Below are 22115 nucleotides of genomic sequence, written 5' to 3'. Positions count from 1 at the left end.
AACAGACCTGATGCTTTCCCCGTTTAGGACTTTTCACCTGACCTCTTGTTGTCAGATCGTATGAATAGATGAACATGAACCCTTTATTGAGACCGGTAATTTTAGTACCTGCAATGGCCATGGTAGTTTTGCCCAATCGGCGGGAACAGCTGAGCGACTAAAGGGTGTAAAAAGGTGTTTGTTGACGAATCTTCTCTCAGGATCGTCTTATCTTCCTGCGGCACGCGTGTAGGCGGTATGGTCTTGCCGTGCCAAAAATATTCGACCGAACGGCTTGAGTTTTTGGTAGTCCTTAAACGCTGGCTTGGAAAGACCGGATTTGAGCTAGTTGATTCGGAAAAGAAAGCTGATGGGATACTTCAGGGAACTATGGCGATGAACGACTATGCTCATCAGCCCTCGATAAACGACCGCATCCGAAGTAAAGCAAAGGATCCGGATCCGATCGATATGGCGCAATGGGACGTCGTGGCCTGGATCACAAATGTGGATGGGCGGCGGATCTGGACCATTCGCCAAGAGCCGTATCCTGAATTCACCTATGGATTTAGCAGCAAGGCAAAGATAGAAGGAAAGAAACTTGCCAAAAAGCCATCGAGTACGACCGCAAAAAGAATAGGTAGGCGTTGCAAGACGCCGGTATTCCTGCACCCGGCCCTGGGTGCGGTATAATAGTAGCTTGTTTACGATCGATTTGCGGTGAAGATAGCGGTTGCAATGAGCGGCGGCGTCGATAGTTCGGCGGCTGCAGCGATGTTAAAAGAAGAGGGGCACGAGCTTGTCGGCTTCACGATGCAGCTTTGGGATCAGAGGCGGCACGTGAATGTTGATGAAAACGGGGATCCGCTTCCCTCTCGATGCTGCTCGCTTGACGATGTTTACGATGCACGCCGCGTGGCTGATTCTCTCGGCTTTCCGTTTTACGTTCTAAATCTTGAAAAGGATTTTGACCGCGACGTGGTCGAGCCCTTTATTCAGGGCTATCTTTCCGGCGAAACGCCTATCCCGTGTGTTGCGTGCAATTCACGTTTGAAGTTCGCATCACTTGATAAAATGGCCCGCTCGCTGGGCTGCGATAAGGTTGCGACCGGACACTACGCTCGAGTTGATTATGACAACAACGCAAATAGATATAGACTCTTTCGCGGCAAGGATCATTGGAAGGATCAAAGCTATTTTCTTTGGGAACTTACACAAGATCAGCTTTCGCGCGCGATGTTCCCGCTGGGTGAATTACAGAAGGACACGGTTCGCGACATCGCGCGCAATGCCGCTCTCTATACGGCGGACAAGCAGGAATCGCAAGAGATCTGCTTTGTCCCTGATGGCAAATATTCTGAGTTCATAGACCGATTTCTTTCACACGCAGGCCGTGAAAGTGAGATACCCGAAGGCGGCGAGATAGTTGACATATCCGGCGAAGTAGTCGGCACACACACTGGTATTCATCGCTACACGATCGGACAGCGCCGCGGATTGGGTATCGCGAATGAAAAACCACTCTATGTTGTGCAGATCGAGCGCGCACGCAATCAAATAATTGTCGGGGAGGCGGACGAACTTGATTCACTTGAGTTCACGGCAAAAGGCGTCAATTGGGTCGCCTTTGATGAACCTGCCGATCCGGTCCGAGCTCTTGTAAAGGTCCGCTACCGTCACGAACCAGCTCCCGCCACCATTCATGCTTTGCCGGATGCCAAAGCACGAATCGTTTTTGATGCTCCCCAACGTGCGATAACTCCCGGACAGGCAACGATATTCTACGATATAGAAACGGGTGAAGAAGTAATCGGCGGTGGATGGATCGTGCGAGAACCTTCCTGATGTATAAATCCGAACTCCGAAAAGAATTTAAGCGAAGGCGGCAGTCTTTGACCGCAACTGAGCTGTCCGCAGCCAGCCAACGCATAGCTGCCCGCTTCTTTGAGGAGATAGATCTAAGCGAAGTACGCACTCTGCATACATTCATTCGCATACCAAAGTTCAATGAGGTCGATACATCAAATATCTACTTTCGCATCTGGCAGCAGCTACGAGGGATCGCGACCTTTGCTCCGCGATGCGACGCCGAAACGGGAGAGTTGACATCGATCGAGTTCGATGCGGAAACGCCGCTTGTAGAGAATGGCTGGAACGTTCGTGAGCCCGCTAGCGGTAACACGGCCGAACCCGAAGAACTCGATATCATTTTAGTGCCGTTGCTTTGTTTCGATCTGTTCGGCCATCGCGTTGGATATGGCAAGGGATTTTACGACAGTTTCTTGTCGCGGTGCCGCGGAGATAGTCTAAAGGTCGGACTCAGCGGTTTTCCTCCGGTCGAGATGATAAGAGATGTTTCAGAAAAAGACGTACCGCTGGATATCTGCATCACGCCGGCACGGACCTATCGTTTTGGCCCGCCAAATTAGATCCTGCCAAACAAAAAGAAAGAACCTGCCATTCCTGACAGGCTCTTTTCTTGCTGACGATCAAAAGTCTTAAACCTTTGCCGTTTCGGTTTTTGCCTTGTTCTCGTCCTTTGTTGAGGACGAGCTTGTTGTTGAGGATGCGGCCGTAGAAGTCGAACTGCCCGAATACGACGACGAGCCTGATGTGCTCGAAGCTGTTGATGTCGATGAACTGCCGTAAGATGAAGGACTGCTGGAAGCCGCGGTTGTTTTTTCCTGGTCAGCACGTGCCTTCAGCATCGTACAGCCGCCTTCAAAGATAGCTCCTTCTTCAATGATCAATTTAGGAGTAGTGATATTTCCGATCAATTTTGCCGTGCGGCCCAGATGTACCTTTTCAGACGCAACAACGTCGCCATTGATAACCCCATTCACATTTGCCACACCGACGGAAACATTCGCATCAAGCTGGCCATTATTGCCTACGATCAGGGTTCCACCGTCCGAAGAAACAGTGCCCGTCAGATGGCCGTCAACACGCAGCATCATCTGAAAGTTGGTGTCGCCGGTCAGCGATGTGCCGTGGCCGACAAATCCGCTAAGCTTTCCTTCTTTTATGTCCCGTGCGATGTTCTCGCTATCGGTCGTTGGTTTAGAGACCGTGCTTGGCGCATCGTTACCATAACCGTATGAACTCGGCTGAGCGGGTTGGGCGGGGGAAGCTGATTGAAGATCCGGGGCATCAGAAATATCGGTCTTGGACTTATTTCCCATTCTGATCATACTACAATGTCTCCTTTAGAACTTTTATTACTTTTGGCGGCAGATCATTCCGGAGCGGATGAGCGAACTTGTTCGATCATATACGTGGAATTGGTTCGACCGTGTCAAAACGTACCTGCCAAACGATAATAAACGAGAGCCAAGGCTGATGTCTAGTTTATTTGATAGGGTTGAATTTCGTCCGAGCGCGTGGGAAAATTAGGGATTTCGACCGGAGGCTGAATTTTGTTCGTAGAAAGCAAGACCAAGACACGACTCTTAAAACGTATGGGCCGCGCGATCGCTGATTTTGGCATGATCGCGGACGGCGACCGAGTAATGGTCTGCATTTCCGGCGGAAAGGATAGCTACACCCTCCTTGATCTTCTCTTGGATGTACAAAAGCGGGCGCCTGTCGGCTTTGAGATACTTGCGGTCAATCTTGATCAGAAGCAGCCCGGGTTCCCGGCGAATGTCCTCCCGGATCATCTGACAAAGATAGGCGTACCGTTCCGCATCGTGGAGGAAGACACATATTCGATCGTCAAACATCACATTCCCGAAGGCAAAACGTATTGTTCACTTTGCAGCCGTCTACGACGCGGCATTTTGTATAACATCGCCGTCGAAGAAGGCTGTACAAAAATAGCTCTCGGCCATCACGGCGATGACATAATAAATACCTTTCTTTTGAACCTTTTCTATGTCGGGCAGCTAAAGGCCATGCCGCCGATCCTCCGGAGCGACGATGGACGCAATACGGTGATCCGCCCGCTGGCATATTGTCAGGAAACGGATATTGCCGCTTATGCCGAAGAGAAGCAGTTTCCGATAATCCCGTGCGATCTTTGCGGCTCGCAGCCTAATTTGAAGCGCGCTCGGGTAAAGAGGCTAGTTAGCGAACTCGCCGAAGAGATACCATCGCTACGGCAGTCGATATTGACCGCGCTGACCAATGTTACAAGCTCCCATCTGCTTGATAACGAGCTTTACGATTTTCGCAACTTTGAACCGCTCATCAAGAAGATCCCGGCAGGGCACGGTTCAGTAGAGAAGGAACTAGATGCAGTTTTTGATCATTCCGAACCGCAATTTATGCCATTAGCTATCGGGAACAACGTGCGTGAAGCGATACTTGCCTCTGAATAAGGAACGATGAGAAAGTCGAATTAAAGCAGGCTTTTATAGAATGCCGCGGGACGCTTACAGAATGCCTAGCGAAGCCGTGCATTGAGTTCATCTAAAGCTGTCCTTCCAGGACAAAGTTCTTCTTTCCCGAGCGAGTTTAGCGGTCTATCGCTTGTTTCAAGTAATTCGTGCAGATCTACTGAACTCTCATCAATATAGAGCAGGCCTGTCAGTATCTCATCGCGCCGTTTCGCCTCTCGAACGGCGTTCGTTGCGGAAAGCCGGTCGGTCGGGTCCCAATCCTTTGCTAGCTTGTTCAGATGGATAACAGAACCGTCGTGCATCGTCAGATCTTTGACCGAACCCGCTTCGTAGCTGGTCTTTATCTCACGCATCATTGGTATGAAATCCATCGTGGCGGTGGCGGCCATATGTTCGCGGACGTAATCGTAGGATTTGGTCGAGCCGACATTGTTATTGAAAGTAACGCACGGGGAGATCACATTCAGGAATGCAAAACCATTGTGCCGCATCGCCGCCTTCAACAGCGGCACAAGCTGCTCTTTGTCTCCCGAAAAACTTTGACCTACAAAGGTGGCACCAAGTTCTATCGCGAGACTCGCAAGATCTATAGCGGCAAATAGATTCTCAACGCCGGTCTTATTCTTTGAGCCTGCATCCGCGGTCGCCGAATCTTGTCCTTTCGTCAGGCCGTAGCAGCCATTATTCATCACAAGATAGACCATACGCAGATTTCGGCGGATAACGTGAACGAACTGGCCCATGCCTATAGAAGCCGTATCTCCATCGCCGGAAACGCCAAAATAGATCAGGTCGCGATTTGCAAGATTGGCACCCGTAGCGACACTCGGCATCCTTCCGTGTACGGAATTGAAACCGTGCGAATTGGTGAGAAAATAAGCAGGCGACTTTGATGAACATCCGATGCCCGAAAGCTTCGCTACCTTGTGCGGTTCGATATTCATCTGCCAACACGCCTCGACGATCGCCGCGTTGATCGAATCATGCCCGCACCCCGCACACAGCGTTGAAAGCGAGCCCTCATAATAATCAACCGTGTACCCAAGGTCGTTCTTCGGCAATGCCGGATGTCTGAATGTCGATCTGACGTAGGTCATAGCTATAATCCTAGCACAATTGGGAGGCTTCAATAGCAAGAAACGGACCTGCTGCTGACAAGAAAAGCCGGCTATGGGCGTTGTATCTCAACTATCCTCACCGGCCCGAAGTAAATTTCTCATTAGAAAAAGAAACTGCCGTTGGTTCTTACCGTATGATCCGCCGCAGCACCATATCAGCTGCGACAGGTTGCCTGCCTGAAAGGTTGACCTGTTTGGACCCGCGGAACCAGACGCGACCGTTTACGGTTATTGTCGCGATGAGAGTGTAACGCGCACCGGGATTGACCTTCGCGGGGTCGAAAGCAAGCGCGTATTCAAACGGGATCTGTTTTCCGCCCGTTTCATAGCTATGTTCGGCAATGGTTGTCGTCGCGCTGCCGGTCGCTTTCCGTTCGGTTAGCTTTACAGTCACAACCCCCGACGCCACTGCGATCCTTTCGCGATAAGTTATCTTCCCGGAAATGTTTTGACCGCTTATCAATGGAGCAAACTCATAAATACCACCGTCGGCCATCAGAGCGAGATAAAGATTCCCGTCCCGGATCACATATGAGGTAATGTTCGCAAGGTCACGCCCAAAGCGCTCCAGATTCTGCCCTTTTGGGCAGGCCATCATAGTAACCGCCATCGGGCCAAACTTTATACGGTTCGGACCCTCGGACGACCAAGTGCCGGAGCCATTATTGCAGTTTATCCGAGCCGTAACTTTGCCTTCCGCCCTGAATTTCAGCTCATACGAAACCCCTTCTTCTGGAACCAGCACGGTATCATCACCGCCCTCGAATCTGACAAGTTTCCAGGCAGTACCTTCAAGTTCTGAAGCCGCCGCATTTACTTGGAAAAAGATCGCCATACCCAAAAGGGCCAACAATATACCGCCGGTAAAAATACTGATCATGTATCTCATATTACCTCCGTTTGTTTAGAAGCAGCGCCCGCTCAGAGTTCGGAGGGAAGTACCCACCTTTGGTCAACAAAAAAAGGCGTTGGATCTATTCCAACGCCCTTGATCTGCTTATCGCAACTTTAACGAGGTTGCGGCACTACGGGACGCAACGAACGTATCGTCCTGCCAAAGATACCAAATATAGTCATATTCGGGACGCTTGAATTTAGGGTTTGGCAACGGCCCGTAAAGTTGTTCCCGCTGCATATCTCCCAAACTCCTTTACCGATCGTTACGCTTCCCGTAGTTTTGCTGATACGCGGCTGAGCACTCCGGTAATTGGTCGGGGTGCCGCGGTAGTTTGCCTGAGTGTAAAGAACAATATACCAATCAGAGCCCAACGGCGGCTCCGGCTGGTCGAATCCTACCGGCCGGACCGAAGCCACGCGGCGGCTCATTCCAACAGATGCAAGGTTAGGTGTGCTGCGATCCAGGGTAATGCACCTTCCGGTGAAGTTCCAGCCATCACAAAATTCCCAAGTGCCCCTTCCAATAGTAACGCTTTGAGCACGACGATTCAGGTTAGTTGCCGGACCGTCGTAATTTGCTGGGTTACCGCGATAGTTTGGCTGATCGTAGAGCACGATATAGGGATTTGGTGTAGGTGGGGTCGTTCCACCGCCTCCACCGCCGACGCGACGAAAAGACTGGATACGGTTGTCCCAGTTGTTTCTGCGAAGATCGCGTTCTTCACCATAAACGACCACGCAGGTGCCACGGTAGTTCGGCTGATCGCAGATCTGCCATTGCTCATTCGGGCCGACTCGAAGGCTGGAGATATTGCGGTTGAAACCGACACCTGCAAGGCTCGGCATATCGCTTGTGTAGGTCGCGCTAGACCCGCGGAAATCGCGGTCAACGAACACCGTCAGACCGATGCCGCCCATGGCACGTTCCTCGACCTGGGCACTAGTCTCGGCGACGGCAAGTGTGAACATGAACGTGAAAACGATTAGAAAACCACCTAGAACGCTTGTGCTCTTCATAACTTCTCCTCGAATTTAGAATGTGTGGGCCTTGATTGCGGCGCACTTTGACTAGGTTTACAACCTACTAATTACACACGCTTGGGCAAAATTTCCGGCCGATCAACCCGCCTTATTCAATGCTAATTTATTACTATTCAGGATCGCAGCACATATAAGCCCGAGTGCAGTTCCCAAGGGGGTTGTGAAGAATGCAAAAAGCAGTGCGAACGAAGTGAAAAGTTCGTCACGGCTGACCGCATAGACCGGAAAACCCAATAAGGCCATCAATAACCAGTGGATCGAAAGCCCCACCGCGGCCGAAAGCAGATACGCCGCAGCCCCTCCCACCCGTTCAGCGGCCTGACGTACCGCAATAGCAGTAAGCGTGCATGCGAAAACCGAAAAAACTATCTGAAAACCGGAGACGATCGCGAGACTTGTCCAAACAGATGAAACGTGTGACTTTGCGTGCAACGGATCCAGCACGGACGCCGCGCTCAAGAGAACACTGAATACCAGCAACAAGACCAGCGGAATGACGACATAAAGGATCAAACCGAACAGGTTTGCTATGCTCAATGCTTTTGTCAGCGGCTGTTTCTTCACTCTAGTAAATGACAAGGCCGCACTGCGCTCGCGATCAAAACGCGGCCTTTATCTGCCGATGGATATTATCAGCGGTAATGGGCATTCCGTCGTAGTTCAAAATGGAAACCAGCTTTGCCGGATCGACACCCAGCTCTATCATCATCAGGCTGCGGAATTGGGCGTCGCGGTTTTGTTCGATGACGAACAGCGTGGCGTGCGAATCAACGAAATCGCGGAATGACTTGCCGAACGGAAAACCGCGAGCCCGCATTGCGTCGAGGTGAATGCCATCGGCGGCGAGCAACTCGAGGGCTTCTTCAGCGGCGTATGATGATGTGCCGAAATAAATTACACCATTGCGGATCTCTGAATCCGAATTTACTGCTGACTGCTGACCGCTGACTGCCAACCGGATCTCAGGTTGCGGCACCAATCGAGCCGCCTTTGCCCTTTACGCAACCGCCCTCTTTGCCGTAGAGCTCAGCCATCACAGCCTCTGGCGCGATACCTTTGACCATTGCCTGAACGTGGTCGCGGTAAGACGTGATAACCATATCAGTAGGCTCAAGCGCCATCATAGAGCCGATGGCAATGGCTTCCTGGCCGATGTAAAGGTGACAGAAGCCGCCGATCTTACCCATCCGATAGACCTCAGCGGCCTTTTCTTCAAATACGCGGCCGAGCACCATTTGATAAAGCATCTCGCGGAGCAGCTTCTTGTCCGTTTGTTTTATGGCTTCGATCTGAGATTTGCGACGCTTCTCATATTCGGCCTGCATCAGATCGACCACGGCTTTCAGATCGCTGCGTCCATTGGACAAACTTTTATCCTGACCATTGCCGTTTGATCGGACCTTTTTGCTTTCGGCTTTATTTGCTGTTGCGGATCTTGCCAAGTCCTATTCCTCCACACATTTCCGAACATGATTGTCGGAAATAGAATAACTTCTCATTATAGCGAACCGAATGAAATAAAAGCAAAATTCGCGTTTTGTGTGCATTGTATTTATAACCTTTGTCGGAATTGACCGTTTAATAATAAGATTTAAAGCAGTGATGCCAGTAAGACTCTTAAAGACCATATTTCTGCTGATTCTTTTTTCTTTCTCGGTCAGCGCGCAGGATCCGACCCGCTGGATCCTTGAAAATGATAGTGATGCTGCGGGTCGAAATATCCTGAGTTCCGCGGAGTCTAAAGTAACGTTAAAGGTTAACGTCGAGCCGGGCTGGTATCTCTATGCAATGGATCAGCCGCAGGGTGGGCCGATCGCGACGGTCATACGTATTTCAGACGCCTCACCATTCGAACTTGTTCGTTCAACACAGGCTGCAGAGCCGCTTGCAAAGGCTGATCCTAATTTCGTCGTCGATGGCAAGCCGCTGCAGTCGCGGTTCTACACGGAGCACGCGGCCTTTGACCTGGTCGTTAAACCGCTAAAAGAAGTGACCCTCGCTGAACTTCGGATCGATGTCCGATTTCAGGTTTGTAATGACACGCTTTGTCTTCCGCCGCGTGTAAAGAAAGTCTCATTTGAAGGAGAAGAAGCACAGAACAGGCCGTTTGCTTCACCGCCAACCGAGAACATTGATCCCGATAGCAGCGGAACTACCGTTCCTTTTGAAAGACAGCGCCCAACTGACCTTTGGGCATTCATATGGCTTGCCGTTACCCTCGGAGCTCTGTCGCTTCTGACGCCTTGTGTCTTCCCGATGATCCCGATCACGGTCTCATATTTTACTAACCATGCATCGGGTAGCCGTGCGAAATCTGTAAAACTTGCGACGATCTATTCGCTGGGAATAATCGCTACATTCACACTTTTGGGGATGTTGCTCGCGATCCTTGTCGGGGCGGCTGGCATAAACCTTTTTGCGGCGAATCCGTGGGTGAATCTTCTCATTACGGCGATATTTTTGTTCTTCGCGTTTAATCTGTTCGGCGCATATGAGATCACGATCCCATCAAGCGTATTGAGCAGGCTCGATAGCATAACACGTTCGCATGAAGGAGAAGGCAGCGGAATAATCGGTGCACTGCTGATGGGACTGACGTTTACGCTTACGTCATTTACATGTACATCGCCTTTCGTTGGAACGATTCTCGTATCAGCGTCACAAGGCGATTGGCAAATGCCGCTTGTCGGGATGCTCGCATTCTCCACCGTATTTGCCCTTCCTTTCTTTGTGCTTGCGCTTGTGCCGCAATGGGCGTCAAGCTTGCCTCGGGCCGGCGGTTGGATGAACTCAGTGAAGGTCTCGATGGGTTTTCTCGAAGTGGCGGCGGCGATGAAGTTTTTATCGAACGTTGATCTGGTTTGGAAATGGGGGATCTTTACGAGAGAAGTGGTTCTTTCAGTATGGATCGCGATCGGGATCATTCTTGCGATCTATCTGCTTGGCAAGTTTCAATTGGCCCATGATTCAAAGCCTGAAAGGATAGGTGCGGTACGCCTGGCTTCCGCTATCGTAAGTCTGGCGATAAGTTTTTGGTTGATAACAGGACTTTTCGGGGCAAGACTTGGCGAGCTTGAAGCCTTTCTTCCTCCTGACCTAAATAAAGCCTCGGCTCAGACAATGGGTGGAAACGGTGCCGGCGTCAAATGGATAAAGGACGACCTGGAAGGAGCGTTCGAAAGGGCAAAAGCCGAGGATAAGCGTGTGTTCCTGGATTTCACGGGCTATACCTGCACGAACTGCCGCTGGATGGAAGCGAATATTTTTCCAAAACCGGATGTTGAGGCGGAGTTTAAGAAGATGGTGCTGGTCTCACTCTACACGGACGGGATGGGTGAGGTTTACGAACGTCAGCAGAAGTATCAGGAATCGACCTTCAAGACGGTGGCTTTGCCGTTTTACGCAATAGTGGATTCGGAAGGGAAGATAAAAGCGACCTTCCCGGGACTGACACGGAATGTTGATGAATTCGTTGACTTTTTGAGAAAAGGACAGGAAAATTAGGCGGTCATGATGCAAGTTGCCGAAGCAAAGCGTATTCCAATAGCAGAATTGGTAGAAGGACTCAGGTCGATCCCTGACGAAGAGTTCAAATGCGAACCGGTTTACGATTTTCTTGCTTCGCATCCTGTTCAGATAGATTCTCTCCAAAGATTTCTCTACTGGAGCCCGACATTTTACACACGCAATCTTATCTACAAGGACGACCGCTTTGAAATGATGGCGATCTGCTGGGATAAAGGCCAGGTCTCGCGTATCCACAATCATTCCGAACAGCGATGTTGGATGATGGTGCCGATCGGCCGGCTGAAGGGACAGAATTTCGCCGTTGAATCCATTGATGAGAGCAAAGGACTCTGCAAACTGCGTGAAACGGATTCATTCGAGCTTTCAGATTGTCTTGCGGCCAAGGTGGAATTGGAGGAACCCATCCACCAGATACTTAACCTTGCCGAATTCGATGAGCGTGCGGTCAGTATCCATATTTACTCTAAACCCTACGACCGATGTCTCTCATACTGCCGAGACACAGATACCTTCAAGGAAGTGCAGCTTTTCTATACAAGCGTTGACGGGAAGTTGTGCGACGGTGTCAAGCTTTGAACCATCAATCTTTGATCGACCCCCTTCGGTGATCCAAAGTGAAACGTATTCTTTCATCCGAAAGATCTAGTGCGGCGATAATAGGAGTATGCGCATTCTATGTCGGCGTCAGGCTATGGGGCCTGACCGATCCTTGCCTATGGTTCGATGAGATCTTCGGGGTTCATGCTGCTGAGCATACCTGGAGAGGTTTGCTGTCTTTCATCGCTCAGGATCTTATCCATCCGCCATTATTCTATCTGCTTCTTAAAATTTGGATAGCGATCGGCGGCGAAAGTTTGCTCTGGCTTCGTCTCTTTCCGGTCTTGTTCTCAGTACTCGCTCTTTTTCCATTCTTGTTGGTTTGCAGAGAGCTGAAGCTTAAAACGCAGACGATTATCATTGCTCTTCTTTTACTTGCAGTGAACGGAGCTCTTATAAAGTATGCTCAGGAAGTAAGGATGTACAGCCTGCTGCTCTTTTTTTCGCTGATGTCGATCTGGCTTTTTTCGCGTTACTTTATCAAAGGAAAGAGCTTCACCGCTTTGATCTTTGTCAACATCCTGCTTGTTCACACACATTACTTCGGTTGGTTGGTCGTTGGTTCTGAGGTAGTAGCGATCCTTATCTTTCAACGAATAAAGATACGACAGACACTTTTGATGTTTGCTCTGACCTTTGCCTCATTCGTGCCTTGGATGATCGCGATCTACCGAGCGACAACCACCGGTTCCGAACTCGAACAGAATATAGGTTGGATAGAACGTCCGGGGATAACTCAGATCGTACAATTTGTTTTTGACCTTATCGAGCCATTCTATTTCCAAGCGAGCAATGCGGAGCCTGCCTCACTTTATTACATTTCGATACCGTTTCTGTTGCTGATCGCAGTTGTCAAGATAACCTACTTCATACATTGGAGAGAGGCTGACGATAAACAAGAGGTCTATTTTCTGGCGATATTTATCGGAGCACCGATCCTAATGGCTTTTACCGCAAGCTGGTTTCTGCCGCATTCAATTTGGGGTTCACGGCATCTGATAATTATTTATCCACCGACTTTGATCTTGATCGCGATGCTTCTGACGGACATTTCAGGCGTGATATTACGTTGGATAGTATTGATAACTATCGTGTTCATTATCGCGTCGGCATTAGTTCTTCAACTCGCGAGACCTAGGGCCGAGTATGTCTGGTGTTCTTGGGAAAAGGCAGCTGAAACGATCGCTCAAACTGCCCCGGGTCCTACACCTGTATATACATTCGAGGATTTATCGGCTTATCATCTTTGGTTTGCTTTACGGCGAGATGAAAGATTCCAGGTGTTTAAAATAGATGGCATCAATGGAATCTCAGAGGACAAGGCTTATTTTCTTCCTCGCGGATTCGACGGCGTAAAAAGGATCGATATTGGGGAGGTCGCAAAGAGTCCATCGTTCATTGTTTTTAGGGATTCACAATTCAACAAGAAGCGAAGGCCGCTGCTGCAGGTATTCAGCGACATTGGGTTCGAGTGGAAGCCGGTCGGATCGATCTATGCTCGTTCGCAGAAAACATTTATAGTTAAAGTTTACTAAAGATCATTTTCTCTTCCACCGAACACCTTCCTTCGTGTCCTCCAGAATGATGCCTTTTGCGGCGAGTTCGTCGCGGATATGGTCAGAGCGTGCGAAATCGCGGTTTGCTCGTGCCTGCTGACGTTCTTTGATAAGAGCTTCGATATCGGCATCCAGCATCGCATCATCTTCCTCGCCAAAGATCCCGAGAACCATGTTGAATTTCCCGACTGCGTCGAGAACGGCATCTCGTTCTTCGGGCGACAGCGGACGCTCGCTCATGATGACGTTCACTTCGCGCACCAGATCGTGAACGGCTGCCAATGCTGCGGCCGTGTTCAGGTCGTCGTCCATCGCGGCGGTGAATTTGCGCAACGCCAGTATGACCAGCTCGACCGCGTCGCGTTCATCGGCGCTGCCACCGCTTTCTTTTACAAGCGAACGGAAGTTTCTCAGCCGCTCGACCGTCGATTCCGCTCCGTGAAGGCCTTCGAAAGTAAAATTCAGCTGCTTCCGATAGGGCACTGAGAGCAGGAGATACCTGATAGCGAGCGGAGAATAGCCCTGCTTTGTCAGATCGCGGAACGTGAAAAAGTTTCCTTTCGACTTCGACATCGTTACGTCGTCGATCTTTAGGAATTCGCTGTGTATCCAATACTTTGCGAACTGCTTGCCGGTCGAGCCTTCTGATTGGGCGATCTCGTTCTCGTGGTGAGGGAACTGCAGGTCTTGGCCCCCGGCGTGTAAGTCAAACGTAGGGCCAAGATATTTCATTGCCATCGCGGAGCATTCGATATGCCAGCCCGGACGGCCTCGGCCGAACGGAGCGTCCCAACCGGGCTGTTCATTTTCGCCGACAAGTTTCCATAAAGCAAAGTCGCGCGCGTCCTCTTTGTCGTATTTGTCGGTGTCGATGCGTTCACTGCCGCCGGCGATATTACCTTCAAATTTGATCTTTGACAGTTTTCCGTATTCAGGGAACGCCGCAATTCGGTAATAGATCGAGCCGTCGGATTCGTAAGCGTGGCCGTTTTCGAGCAGTTTCGAGATGATCTCGATCATTTCGGCGATGTGATGTGTCGCACGCGGCATTATCTCAGGCCGTTCGTTGCCCAAGGCGTCAAAATCTTCAAGAAAATATTGCGTATATGGTGCGGTGAATTCATCTATCGAGATATTTCTCGCTGCCGCTTCGTTGATGATCCGGTCGTCGATGTCGGTCAGATTCATTACATGCGTCAGTTCGTAGCCCTTGAATTTAAGGTACCGCCGCAGAATATCACCGAAAACAAACGTCCGGAAATTGCCGATGTGTGCAAAATTCCACACTGTCGGCCCACAGATATACATCCGCACCTTGCCGTCTTCGATAGGCTGAAAATCCTCAATTTGTCTGGTTAAAGTATTAAAAAATCTCAGCATAGGTGAGCAGATCCCGATAGAATTTATATAAAAGTTTATGATTACCAATTAACTCAAAGAAATCAAAAAAGAAGTTTAAGTTATCATATATTTGATATAGTCAACAATATCATTGATAATGACAAATAATATGATGCATAAAAACTCTTCTAACGTTGAAAAGATAAGAAAATTCAACAGATTCTTCACCAAGCAGTTTGGTTTCTTGAAGGAGCATACTTACTCAGCCTCGCTGTCGCTAACAGAAGCAAGGGTTTTATGGGAGCTCGCGAACAGAGATGCCCCCACGACAACAGAACTGAGTCGGGAACTCGAAATGGACGCAGGGCAATTGAGCCGTATAATCACCGGTTTTCAAAAAAAGGGCCTGCTATCAAAAAAACGAGATGAATCAGACCGGCGAAATGTTCATTTGGGTCTAACGTCAAAAGGCAGAAAGGAATTCGAGATCATCAATTCGGCATCGGAATCACAAATCAAGGACCTGCTGGACACTCTCTTGCCTTCGGAACAAAGAAGATTGATCGGCGCAATGCATTTGATCGAGAGGTTGCTGACACGGGACAGGGAGGAAATAAATTCCTATCTGATAAGGCAGCCTCAGGCGGGCGACTACGGTTGGGTGATTCAGTTTAATGGTGAATTATACAAAAAAGAATATGGCTGGGATGAAACTTACGAAGGCCTTGTCGCGGAAATAGTTGCCGATTTTATCAAGAATTTCGATCCGGTTCGAGAACGATGCTGGATCGCAGAAAAGAATGGAGAAAATGTTGGAAGTGTATTTCTAGTGAAGAGGGATCAAGAGACGGCAAAGTTGCGACTGTTGATAGTTGATCCAAAGGCACGCGGTCTTGGCATTGGCAGGCGACTAGTAAATGAATGTACAAGATTTGCACGTTCGGCCGGATACAAAAAGATCACACTTTGGACTCAGAGCACTTTGTTGGCCGCACGCCATATCTATACCAAAGAAGGATATAAGCTGATCAACAGCGAACCACACAATAGCTTTGGTCATGATCTAGTTGCTGAAACTTGGGAGTTGGATCTAGAGTCGATCGAGGATCAATGAAGTTAAATGTCTCCGTCGATAAACCGATATCGGGCCTCATCAGAGAATAGACGTTCCGGTGTGTAGTGTCTAAGGGGAAGGTCTTTATGATAATTTGTGTGGAGTTCATAGGCCCTTGCCGGAAGGGGAATATCGGGTCTTGAGGTATTAAAATCTGCCACGGTTCGCATCCAAAATATTGTTAGGGTTTCGTGATAGGGCATTTCCTTTGAAAGGTCGAGGCCAAATCCGTTCTTAAGCAGATTCAGGATGCCATTTTTCATTTTTTCCGTTGCGGTTACGAGGCCGTATTTTTCGACATAATATAAAGCCACGACGAGATGTTCGGCGTGCTTCCATTTATCCCGTTCGATAGTTGCCTCCTCGAACGAACGCACAAGTTCTTCAATTTCTTCGATCGTATTGTATGTTCTTGACATAGTTATTCACGCAATCAAAAAACGGAACGGGAAAATACCCGATCCGCTCCATTATCCACCGGAAGTCCCGCACGAGCAGGAAACCCGTCCAATGACGAAAGCGGCTGGTCATCATTGACCAGCCGCCATAAAGATAAAGTTTAGCCTAAAGAACGATCAGGCTGCAACCCGGACGATCTGTTCCTCGTCAACGTGGTCATCAATGAACAGGTATTTCTTCCACTCCGGACGTGATTCTGCGTAATGACAAAGCAAAACATGATCGAGACCAAGCCGAAGGAGCTTCTGCGAGGTAAGTAAAGGCATTCGGGCCTGTTCCGGAGTTCGGTTGCCCTTTCTCTGGTTGCATTTGACACACGCCGTAACCAGATTTGCGGGAGTGCTCTCGCCGCCCTGAGCACGGGGCAGAATGTGGTCGAGCGTTAGGTCTTTTGCATGCTTGTGTTCGCCGCAATACTGGCAGCGATAACGGTCGCGAATATAAACTCGAGCACGCTTCATCGTCGTCTCCCGACGGTTGCGGCGGACATTTATGTAATGTCGCAGACGAATTACTGATGGCACGCGAAAACTTGTTGAAGGGGAGCGAAGCACATTGTCCCCGTCATATTCTTCGATGAAGACCGCGCCGCGAAAATAAAGGCATACAGAGCGCGCGACACCGACCGTACCGAGCGGCTCGTAAGAAAAGTTCAAAAGCAATACCCTTCCTGATAGCAAGCGTTACTCCTCCTTTCGATATTCGGACAATGGATCAAAGAATCTACGAAACTCTGCCTCTAACGTGTAATGTAATATCAAAGCAGTAGTTTAGGCAAGCACAATATATTGACGTTAAGCAAAATTTAACGCCATATATTGATGTAGTTATCAGATCCATATATTTGAGTGCCCTGCTTTTGCCGCATTTGCACAGAAACTTGTTTGAGTGTATAAATTGCACGCTCTTATCGAAAAACCTATTAAGGCAGGTTTTGAGTATCCGTTAGCTCAAATGCAGGAGACTTAATATGTTAAGAAACATTCTTGCGGTTATTGTCGGGATCATTATCGGCAGCGTTGTTAACATGGCTCTGGTAATGGTCGGCCCGATGGTGGTGCCGCCGCCCGAAGGCGTGAATGTGGAGACCATGGAAGGTCTCCGGGCCGCAATGTCACGATTCGAAGCCAAACATTTTATTTTTCCGTTCTTAGCTCATTCGATCGGCACGCTTGTTGGGGCATTGACAGCCGCGATGATCGCTGTGGAACGAAAGATGTTAGTTGGGATGGTGGTCGGCTGCTTTTTTCTGTTAGGCGGGATCGCCGCGGCATCAATGCTTGGAGCTCCGATGTGGTACAACGCGCTGGATCTGATCTTTGCGTACATTCCGATGGCTTGGCTCGGCGGACGTCTCGCCAAAGCCGGAAAAAGGTCTTGAATGCGTCTAGCTACCTAGAGCATTACTTTCCGCAACAGCGACACTGCTTTAACTTAAGAGTTTCCGATATGCAGTGCATCTTGGTATAAGTTTGCGATGACAAAGATATATCGGTCAAAAGTTGATGGGTGGCTGAAGGTTATACTAGGCTCAGGCATTCTTATCTCAGTTGCCGCGACGGTTTCGGCCATCGCTGCTGGTGGTTGGCGTTATCTTTGGTCTGCCGCGATCACAATATTTTTCAGCCTTTTCATCATTTGGATCTTGTGCGGCACTCATTACGTTTTGGATGGAAAGATCCTGACCATTAAAAGCGGGCCGTTCAGGTGGCGGGTGCCGGTTGACGAGATGCACAGTATCACCCTTACTAATAACCCATTATCGAGTCCGGCACTTTCGCTAGATCGCGTCCGTATCGAATACACGAACGGTAAAGCGATAATGATCTCACCCGAAGATAAGGATGAGCTTATCGCCGATATAAAGGCTACAAGCTGAAGCGGTCTCAACGGCCGAAATAAGGATGAACTATGCGATTCGCAATTCCACACATCGAGCATACGATGGGTTTTGCCGGATTCTCGGAAACGTCGTTCGGCGAGCCGCAAGACATACAAAAGAATTGTGAGCGGACGCGAGAGGTCTTTCGACATCTTTCGCAGAATATCTTGTAAGCTCCATCCGGAGCAAAAAGCTTTGCCTGGCATATCTCGCAATCGATAGTTATGCCCGGAGGGCGTTCTATCTCTTCGAATTCATTCGAAAATCCAAGCATCTTAAGAAGCCTATCAGCGTCCTGATCTGACAGGTAAGGAAGCCAAGCCTGTACGAACATCGAGGTTTTCATCTTGAAATGCACAGGTTCAGGTAAAAGTTCGTGCATCACTGTGTAGCGAGGGTCTTCATAAAATGCACGCATCCCTTCGCGTGTTATTCGTATGAAGAACTCGGCGAGGGCGAAAAAGCTTATTGTTTCGACCTTGGTCTGGCCGTTTATACTCACATATCGCAGGCTATTCTGGAGTTGCTGCTGATGCAATCCATACTTTTGCCACTTCGGATCGAAACCAGAATCAACACTGGAGACGGCGCACACCTCAAGGTAAAGATCATATTTTTCAGGCGTATCTATCGTCGGAGGTAGATAGGGCGGAAAGGTTCGATAATATATGTCCCAGAATTCCCGTTGAAATTCGTAATATTTTTGGCGGTCTCCGAGAGCTAATGCCGCCTGTGACTTTTGCATGAGGTCGAACTTTCGCGCTTGGTAGTGCATCGTCTTTTGGTGATCCGCAGCCCAGGTCTCCATACCAATTGCAAAATCAATGTCAGTGAACGATCCACAAAAATCGCACATTATATACGGCGTCGAATACGGGTTTATCTTTGGTCCACCGCATTGTATGCATCTAAATTTTTTTACTCGCATTCCGTGATCTAAGTGCGTGGAGAACTGTGTTTAAGCCGGCTCGGTCGTGACCAGAGTTAGGTCTGGCATCAATCGTAATGCAGAAACCCCTTGGGTCCCAAAGTTTCTATCCTGCCCGAACGCAGGATCTTTATCACTTCAGGTTCTTCGGTGATCTCGCCGATACAGGTAAATCGATCGGAGGCTTCGATCATTTCTTCGTTCGCCCCAGAGGTAAAGAGCAATTCGAGATCCTCACCTCCGTGTAAGGCTAATTCAAGATGATCCTCAGTCGTGCCGGGTAGATGGTCAAGTTCCGGAGCAACGGGGATCTTATCAGCAAACAAGATCGCGCCTACACCGCTTGATCTGCATATATGCGCCAGATCTGATGAAAGCCCATCACTTATATCGATCATTGAGGTTGCCTGTAGCTCTCGAATTCGTGCAAGAAGACCAACTCTCACAAACGGGGAAAGCTGGCGCTTCATCAGCTTTTCTTGCCACCCCGCGTTGGCCATTCCAGGGCGAAGGCCTGTTTCCAGCAGTTTTAATCCACCGGCAGCCCCGCCCAGCGAACCGGAAACAAATATCTTATCGCCGGGTTTGGCACCGCTTCGTAACACCGCAGATTCTTTCTCGACCTTGCCAAGAACGACCGAATCTATAACAAGCCTTTCCGGGGTTCGTGAAACGTCGCCGCCAACGAGTTCGACTCCGACCTGCTTTGCAAGCATGTGCCAGCCGGCGTAAAAGCTTTCTAAAAAGGAATTTTTCCAAAGTTTTTCTGGAACACCGATCGAAAGCACAGAAAACGTTGGAGCACCGCCCATTGCAACTACGTCTGAGATGGACACGGCAAGTGCTTTATGTCCTAAAAATTCAGGCCTGGTCCATTCTATTCGGAAGTCAATATCTTCGACGAGCATGTCCGCAGTTAAGAGAAGATCGAACTGTTCGTTCATCGGCAACACTGCGCAGTCGTCTCCGATCTTGCCGAGTCTGTGGCTTTTCTTAATGCGGTTGATGAACTCAAATTCATTCATTACTTTAAGTATATTGACACAAGTTGAATTATTACATAGAATAGCTCGGGTAACACCACAATCCACTTTAATGAGAGGCAGAAATGGGGCAGGCCGCTGTCGCAATTCCGGAGAAGCTATATTTCAAGATCGGCGAAGTTTGTGAGATCGTCGGCGTTCAGGCTCACGTTCTCCGATATTGGGAGACTGAGTTTCCGCAACTGTCTCCGCAAAAGAATCGCAGCGGTCAGCGGAGCTATCGTCGTAAAGACGTTGAGATATCGCTCAGGATCAAAGAGCTTCTCTATGATGACCTCTACACTATTGCCGGCGCACGTAAAAAGCTGCAGGCGGAAATGCGTTCTGAGGCACCGAAACTTAAGATAGTTCGCCCGGAACCTGAGGAAGCGGAACTAGAGAACCTTGAAATAGAATCTCCGGGGCTATTTGATGATGACGTCTCGCTCGATGAGATCTCTAGGACCGTCCGAGCCGGACGTCAACTTGATACAGAACAAATTGAAGCCTTGCAGAAACTCGCTGATCATCTCCTCGAATTACGGGAAATGCTCCGCCGCGGACGCCAGAGCGGCAATGGGTGGGATCGACCGCAAGATCAAGGTTGACAACCCGAAGTCTCCCGTCTAATTTGGGGCCAATTTGTGCTTACCAAAAGCCTTTCCGCTGAAGTAAGCTCCGGAATCTGAGCCGAACAATACTACGAGGAAGAACAGGAGCAATTTGCTCGAAACGCCCGGAGCATGTTCAAAGCCAACACGCGTTGCTATCAGAAACCCTCCAAGGAAGGAAAGATAAAAAACTCCCAGAATGGTTACCCCTATCCCGGTGAGCATTTTTGTGAAGTCCTTTTGAAAACGAAAAGTTTGCGTTACAAGCACCGCAGCAATAAACAATGCCATCGCAATCATCAAAAGATCAGGAGCCTTTGATGGAGCGTCAAAAATAAAGGCGACCAGCAGTGCCGTCGCTCCAAGGTATCCAACCGAAGCATCGGCTTTCAACTCTAGTTTCTTGGTGAGTGAATAGAACTCGAACAAACCGGCAGCAATTGCCAATACCGCGATAAACACAAAAAGCCAGATACTTTCAGGTATCCAGAGCGGGAGTATTATTGAACCGAGCAAGATAGGGAGGGCAACGGCCGCGGTCAGAAGGCGTGTCTTCATTTATTCGCTGCCTCCTTCAGGCCGCCGTAACGTCTGTCTCGCTTTTGGAAGTCAATTATTGCCTCAAAGATCTCAGACCTTCGGAAATCTGGGAACAGGGTCGGCGTAACGTAGATCTCGGAATAGGCGATCTGCCACAGCAGGAAATTCGAGATTCGCATCTCGCCGCTTGTACGTATCAGAAGATCTACGTCCGGCAGGCCCTTGGTGTAGAGATTGCGTTCGATGTCCTCTTCGGAAAGCTGGTCTAGACCTCTCCCAGACGCGACCAGCTGTGCCGCTGCGTTCTTCGCTGCCTCTACCAACTCAAGCCGACCGCCATAATTCAACGCGACGCTCAAAACCGTACCTGAATTCCCTGCGGTTTGTTCAGTTGCCCACTGTATCTCTTTCTGAACGTCCGCGGCCAAGCCGCTTATATTTCCGATAGCCTGAAAGCGGATATTATGAGCTTTCACCTCACGGAGTTCGCTGCGAATGTACTTCTTGAGCATCGACATAAGCCCCGATACCTCCGATCTGGGCCGCTTCCAATTTTCAGTGGAGAACGCGTAAAGTGTTACCGCCTCGATCTCAAGCCGTGTACAGGTGTCTAGGATCGAACGGACCGATTCCGCCCCGGCCCTGTGCCCAAAAATACGCGGACGGCCGCGCATCTTTGCCCATCGTCCGTTTCCATCCATTATCACGGCGATGTGCCGCGGAAGGCGTTTAAGATCGATCGACGCCAGCAGCTTGGCTTCACGTGTTCTGGGATCGATCTTGCCTTCAAAGTTCGGATGCATACTGAAACAGAGTAATAGGCAGTTCGCTCTTTCTTTATCGCTATCGTGAAGCAATAAGCCGCCGTTCTTCTACAGAGACTATAGCCGCTCTATCTATGGGCCCATAGATGTGCGGATAGATCTCGCCACCGGTTGAGGGTTCTTCAATGAGCCTCGATGTTAAATGATCCGTCTCGATGGTCAGGACCATAACCTTCGCATATCCGTTGAAATACCGCCGAAGCACAGCATCGATCTGATCTTGAAAACTGCAATGGATAAAGCCCTCAGTTTCAAGACTCCCAGCAACAAAGGACGGAGCTCCAAGCTGGCGCTCCAAATCTTCCTTCAAGACAATGTGATACACCAGCATTAGGTTA

At 49.4% G+C, this 22115-nt stretch carries 26 protein-coding genes; 11 read left to right on the top strand and 15 right to left on the bottom strand.

All coding sequences use genetic code 11. The annotated features are described in order from the left end of the window. Window positions 1-174 precede the first annotated feature (174 nt). Genes JVX88_RS04180 through JVX88_RS04170 form a run of 3 tightly spaced genes read left to right on the top strand, consistent with a single transcriptional unit; the run spans window position 175 to window position 2408 of the window. On the top strand, window positions 175-672 hold the full coding sequence (locus JVX88_RS04180; RefSeq protein WP_211626026.1) for a hypothetical protein: 498 nt from the start codon (window positions 175-177) through the stop codon (window positions 670-672). A 27-nt stretch (window positions 673-699) separates the two neighbouring features. After that, a complete protein-coding gene (mnmA, locus tag JVX88_RS04175; RefSeq protein WP_211626024.1) occupies window positions 700-1824 on the top strand; it encodes a tRNA 2-thiouridine(34) synthase MnmA in 1125 nt (374 codons plus the stop codon). After that, window positions 1824-2408, top strand: coding sequence for a 5-formyltetrahydrofolate cyclo-ligase (locus JVX88_RS04170; RefSeq protein WP_211626022.1), 585 nt, complete (start codon window positions 1824-1826; stop codon window positions 2406-2408). The genes mnmA and JVX88_RS04170 overlap by 1 nt, the downstream gene beginning before the upstream one ends. A 69-nt stretch (window positions 2409-2477) precedes the next feature. Here the strand turns inward: JVX88_RS04170 and JVX88_RS04165 are convergent, their stop codons facing one another. Continuing rightward, window positions 2478-3161 (bottom strand): polymer-forming cytoskeletal protein, encoded by a 684-nt coding sequence (locus tag JVX88_RS04165; protein ID WP_211626021.1) that lies wholly within the window; start codon window positions 3159-3161, stop codon window positions 2478-2480. A gap of 234 nt (window positions 3162-3395) precedes the next feature. Between JVX88_RS04165 and ttcA the strand changes: the two genes are divergently transcribed. Continuing rightward, entirely contained in the window at window positions 3396-4298 is a 903-nt protein-coding gene (ttcA, locus tag JVX88_RS04160; RefSeq protein ID WP_225931335.1) for a tRNA 2-thiocytidine(32) synthetase TtcA, read from the top strand. 65 nt (window positions 4299-4363) lie between these two features. Here the strand turns inward: ttcA and JVX88_RS04155 are convergent, their stop codons facing one another. The 6 genes from JVX88_RS04155 to JVX88_RS38060 form a co-directional block, all read right to left on the bottom strand. Then, window positions 4364-5416, bottom strand: a complete 1053-nt coding sequence (locus JVX88_RS04155; RefSeq protein ID WP_211626019.1) for a 2-oxoacid:ferredoxin oxidoreductase subunit beta — start codon at window positions 5414-5416, stop codon at window positions 4364-4366. Between the two features lie 148 nt (window positions 5417-5564). Beyond that, window positions 5565-6326, bottom strand: a complete 762-nt coding sequence (locus tag JVX88_RS04150) for a YbaY family lipoprotein (RefSeq protein ID WP_211626017.1) — start codon at window positions 6324-6326, stop codon at window positions 5565-5567. A gap of 119 nt (window positions 6327-6445) precedes the next feature. Further along, a complete protein-coding gene (locus tag JVX88_RS04145) occupies window positions 6446-7351 on the bottom strand; it encodes a beta/gamma crystallin-related protein (protein WP_211626015.1) in 906 nt (301 codons plus the stop codon). Between the two features lie 102 nt (window positions 7352-7453). After that, window positions 7454-7954, bottom strand: a complete 501-nt coding sequence (locus tag JVX88_RS04140; RefSeq protein ID WP_211626013.1) for a hypothetical protein — start codon at window positions 7952-7954, stop codon at window positions 7454-7456. Window positions 7955-7973: 19 nt separating this feature from the next. Further along, a complete protein-coding gene (locus JVX88_RS04135; protein ID WP_211626011.1) occupies window positions 7974-8351 on the bottom strand; it encodes a hypothetical protein in 378 nt (125 codons plus the stop codon). Continuing rightward, window positions 8338-8817, bottom strand: a complete 480-nt coding sequence (locus JVX88_RS38060; protein ID WP_225931334.1) for a thiamine pyrophosphate-dependent enzyme — start codon at window positions 8815-8817, stop codon at window positions 8338-8340. The genes JVX88_RS04135 and JVX88_RS38060 overlap by 14 nt, the downstream gene beginning before the upstream one ends. Window positions 8818-8977: 160 nt before the next feature. Here JVX88_RS38060 and JVX88_RS04125 point away from each other — a divergent pair, with 160 nt between their 5' ends. The 3 genes from JVX88_RS04125 to JVX88_RS04115 are packed head-to-tail and all read left to right on the top strand — an operon-like array spanning window position 8978 to window position 13035. Next, the gene (locus JVX88_RS04125) at window positions 8978-10879 is read left to right on the top strand and encodes a protein-disulfide reductase DsbD family protein (RefSeq protein ID WP_225931460.1); all 1902 of its coding nucleotides are present in this window, start codon (window positions 8978-8980) and stop codon (window positions 10877-10879) included. Window positions 10880-10885: 6 nt separating this feature from the next. Then, a complete protein-coding gene (locus tag JVX88_RS04120; RefSeq protein WP_211626008.1) occupies window positions 10886-11479 on the top strand; it encodes a cysteine dioxygenase in 594 nt (197 codons plus the stop codon). Between the two features lie 38 nt (window positions 11480-11517). Further along, window positions 11518-13035, top strand: a complete 1518-nt coding sequence (locus JVX88_RS04115; protein ID WP_211626006.1) for a glycosyltransferase family 39 protein — start codon at window positions 11518-11520, stop codon at window positions 13033-13035. A gap of 3 nt (window positions 13036-13038) precedes the next feature. Here the strand turns inward: JVX88_RS04115 and cysS are convergent, their stop codons facing one another. Then, complete coding sequence (cysS, locus tag JVX88_RS04110; RefSeq protein WP_211626004.1) at window positions 13039-14436, bottom strand: cysteine--tRNA ligase; 1398 nt, start codon at window positions 14434-14436, stop codon at window positions 13039-13041. A gap of 130 nt (window positions 14437-14566) precedes the next feature. On the opposite strand from cysS, the gene JVX88_RS04105 reads away from it, so the two are divergent. Next, window positions 14567-15511 carry a helix-turn-helix domain-containing GNAT family N-acetyltransferase gene (locus JVX88_RS04105; RefSeq protein WP_211626002.1) on the top strand — a complete coding sequence of 315 codons (945 nt, stop codon included), beginning with the start codon at window positions 14567-14569 and terminating at the stop codon, window positions 15509-15511. A gap of 2 nt (window positions 15512-15513) precedes the next feature. On the opposite strand, the gene JVX88_RS04100 is transcribed toward JVX88_RS04105, so the two are convergent. Further along, window positions 15514-15930 carry a hypothetical protein gene (locus JVX88_RS04100; protein ID WP_211626000.1) on the bottom strand — a complete coding sequence of 139 codons (417 nt, stop codon included), beginning with the start codon at window positions 15928-15930 and terminating at the stop codon, window positions 15514-15516. Window positions 15931-16086: 156 nt separating this feature from the next. Further along, a complete protein-coding gene (locus JVX88_RS04095; RefSeq protein WP_211625998.1) occupies window positions 16087-16626 on the bottom strand; it encodes an HNH endonuclease in 540 nt (179 codons plus the stop codon). Between the two features lie 314 nt (window positions 16627-16940). Between JVX88_RS04095 and JVX88_RS04090 the strand changes: the two genes are divergently transcribed. Together JVX88_RS04090 and JVX88_RS04085 are read left to right on the top strand one after the other, a co-directional pair. Next, window positions 16941-17351, top strand: a complete 411-nt coding sequence (locus tag JVX88_RS04090) for a hypothetical protein (RefSeq protein ID WP_211625996.1) — start codon at window positions 16941-16943, stop codon at window positions 17349-17351. Window positions 17352-17447: 96 nt separating this feature from the next. Next, entirely contained in the window at window positions 17448-17849 is a 402-nt protein-coding gene (locus JVX88_RS04085) for a PH domain-containing protein (RefSeq protein WP_211625994.1), read from the top strand. A gap of 7 nt (window positions 17850-17856) precedes the next feature. Here JVX88_RS04085 and JVX88_RS04080 read toward each other — a convergent pair whose 3' ends face one another. Together JVX88_RS04080 and thiL are read right to left on the bottom strand one after the other, a co-directional pair. Beyond that, a complete protein-coding gene (locus JVX88_RS04080; RefSeq protein ID WP_211625992.1) occupies window positions 17857-18660 on the bottom strand; it encodes a hypothetical protein in 804 nt (267 codons plus the stop codon). A 188-nt stretch (window positions 18661-18848) separates the two neighbouring features. After that, window positions 18849-19805: a thiamine-phosphate kinase gene (gene thiL, locus JVX88_RS04075; RefSeq protein WP_211625990.1), complete on the bottom strand. Its 957-nt coding sequence runs from the start codon at window positions 19803-19805 to the stop codon at window positions 18849-18851. An 83-nt stretch (window positions 19806-19888) separates the two neighbouring features. Here thiL and JVX88_RS04070 point away from each other — a divergent pair, with 83 nt between their 5' ends. Then, window positions 19889-20410: a MerR family transcriptional regulator gene (locus tag JVX88_RS04070; RefSeq protein ID WP_211625989.1), complete on the top strand. Its 522-nt coding sequence runs from the start codon at window positions 19889-19891 to the stop codon at window positions 20408-20410. 18 nt (window positions 20411-20428) lie between these two features. Here JVX88_RS04070 and JVX88_RS04065 read toward each other — a convergent pair whose 3' ends face one another. Genes JVX88_RS04065 through JVX88_RS04055 form a run of 3 tightly spaced genes read right to left on the bottom strand, consistent with a single transcriptional unit; the run spans window position 20429 to window position 22108 of the window. Continuing rightward, window positions 20429-20971, bottom strand: coding sequence for a phosphatidate cytidylyltransferase (locus JVX88_RS04065; protein WP_211625987.1), 543 nt, complete (start codon window positions 20969-20971; stop codon window positions 20429-20431). After that, window positions 20968-21756 carry an isoprenyl transferase gene (locus JVX88_RS04060; RefSeq protein WP_211625984.1) on the bottom strand — a complete coding sequence of 263 codons (789 nt, stop codon included), beginning with the start codon at window positions 21754-21756 and terminating at the stop codon, window positions 20968-20970. The genes JVX88_RS04065 and JVX88_RS04060 overlap by 4 nt, the downstream gene beginning before the upstream one ends. A 40-nt stretch (window positions 21757-21796) precedes the next feature. Beyond that, window positions 21797-22108 (bottom strand): DUF952 domain-containing protein, encoded by a 312-nt coding sequence (locus JVX88_RS04055; RefSeq protein WP_211625982.1) that lies wholly within the window; start codon window positions 22106-22108, stop codon window positions 21797-21799. Window positions 22109-22115 lie beyond the last annotated feature (7 nt).

It is taken from the genome of Leptolyngbya sp. 7M (genome assembly GCF_018128485.1).
This window is presented reverse-complemented; position numbering and strand designations above follow the sequence as displayed.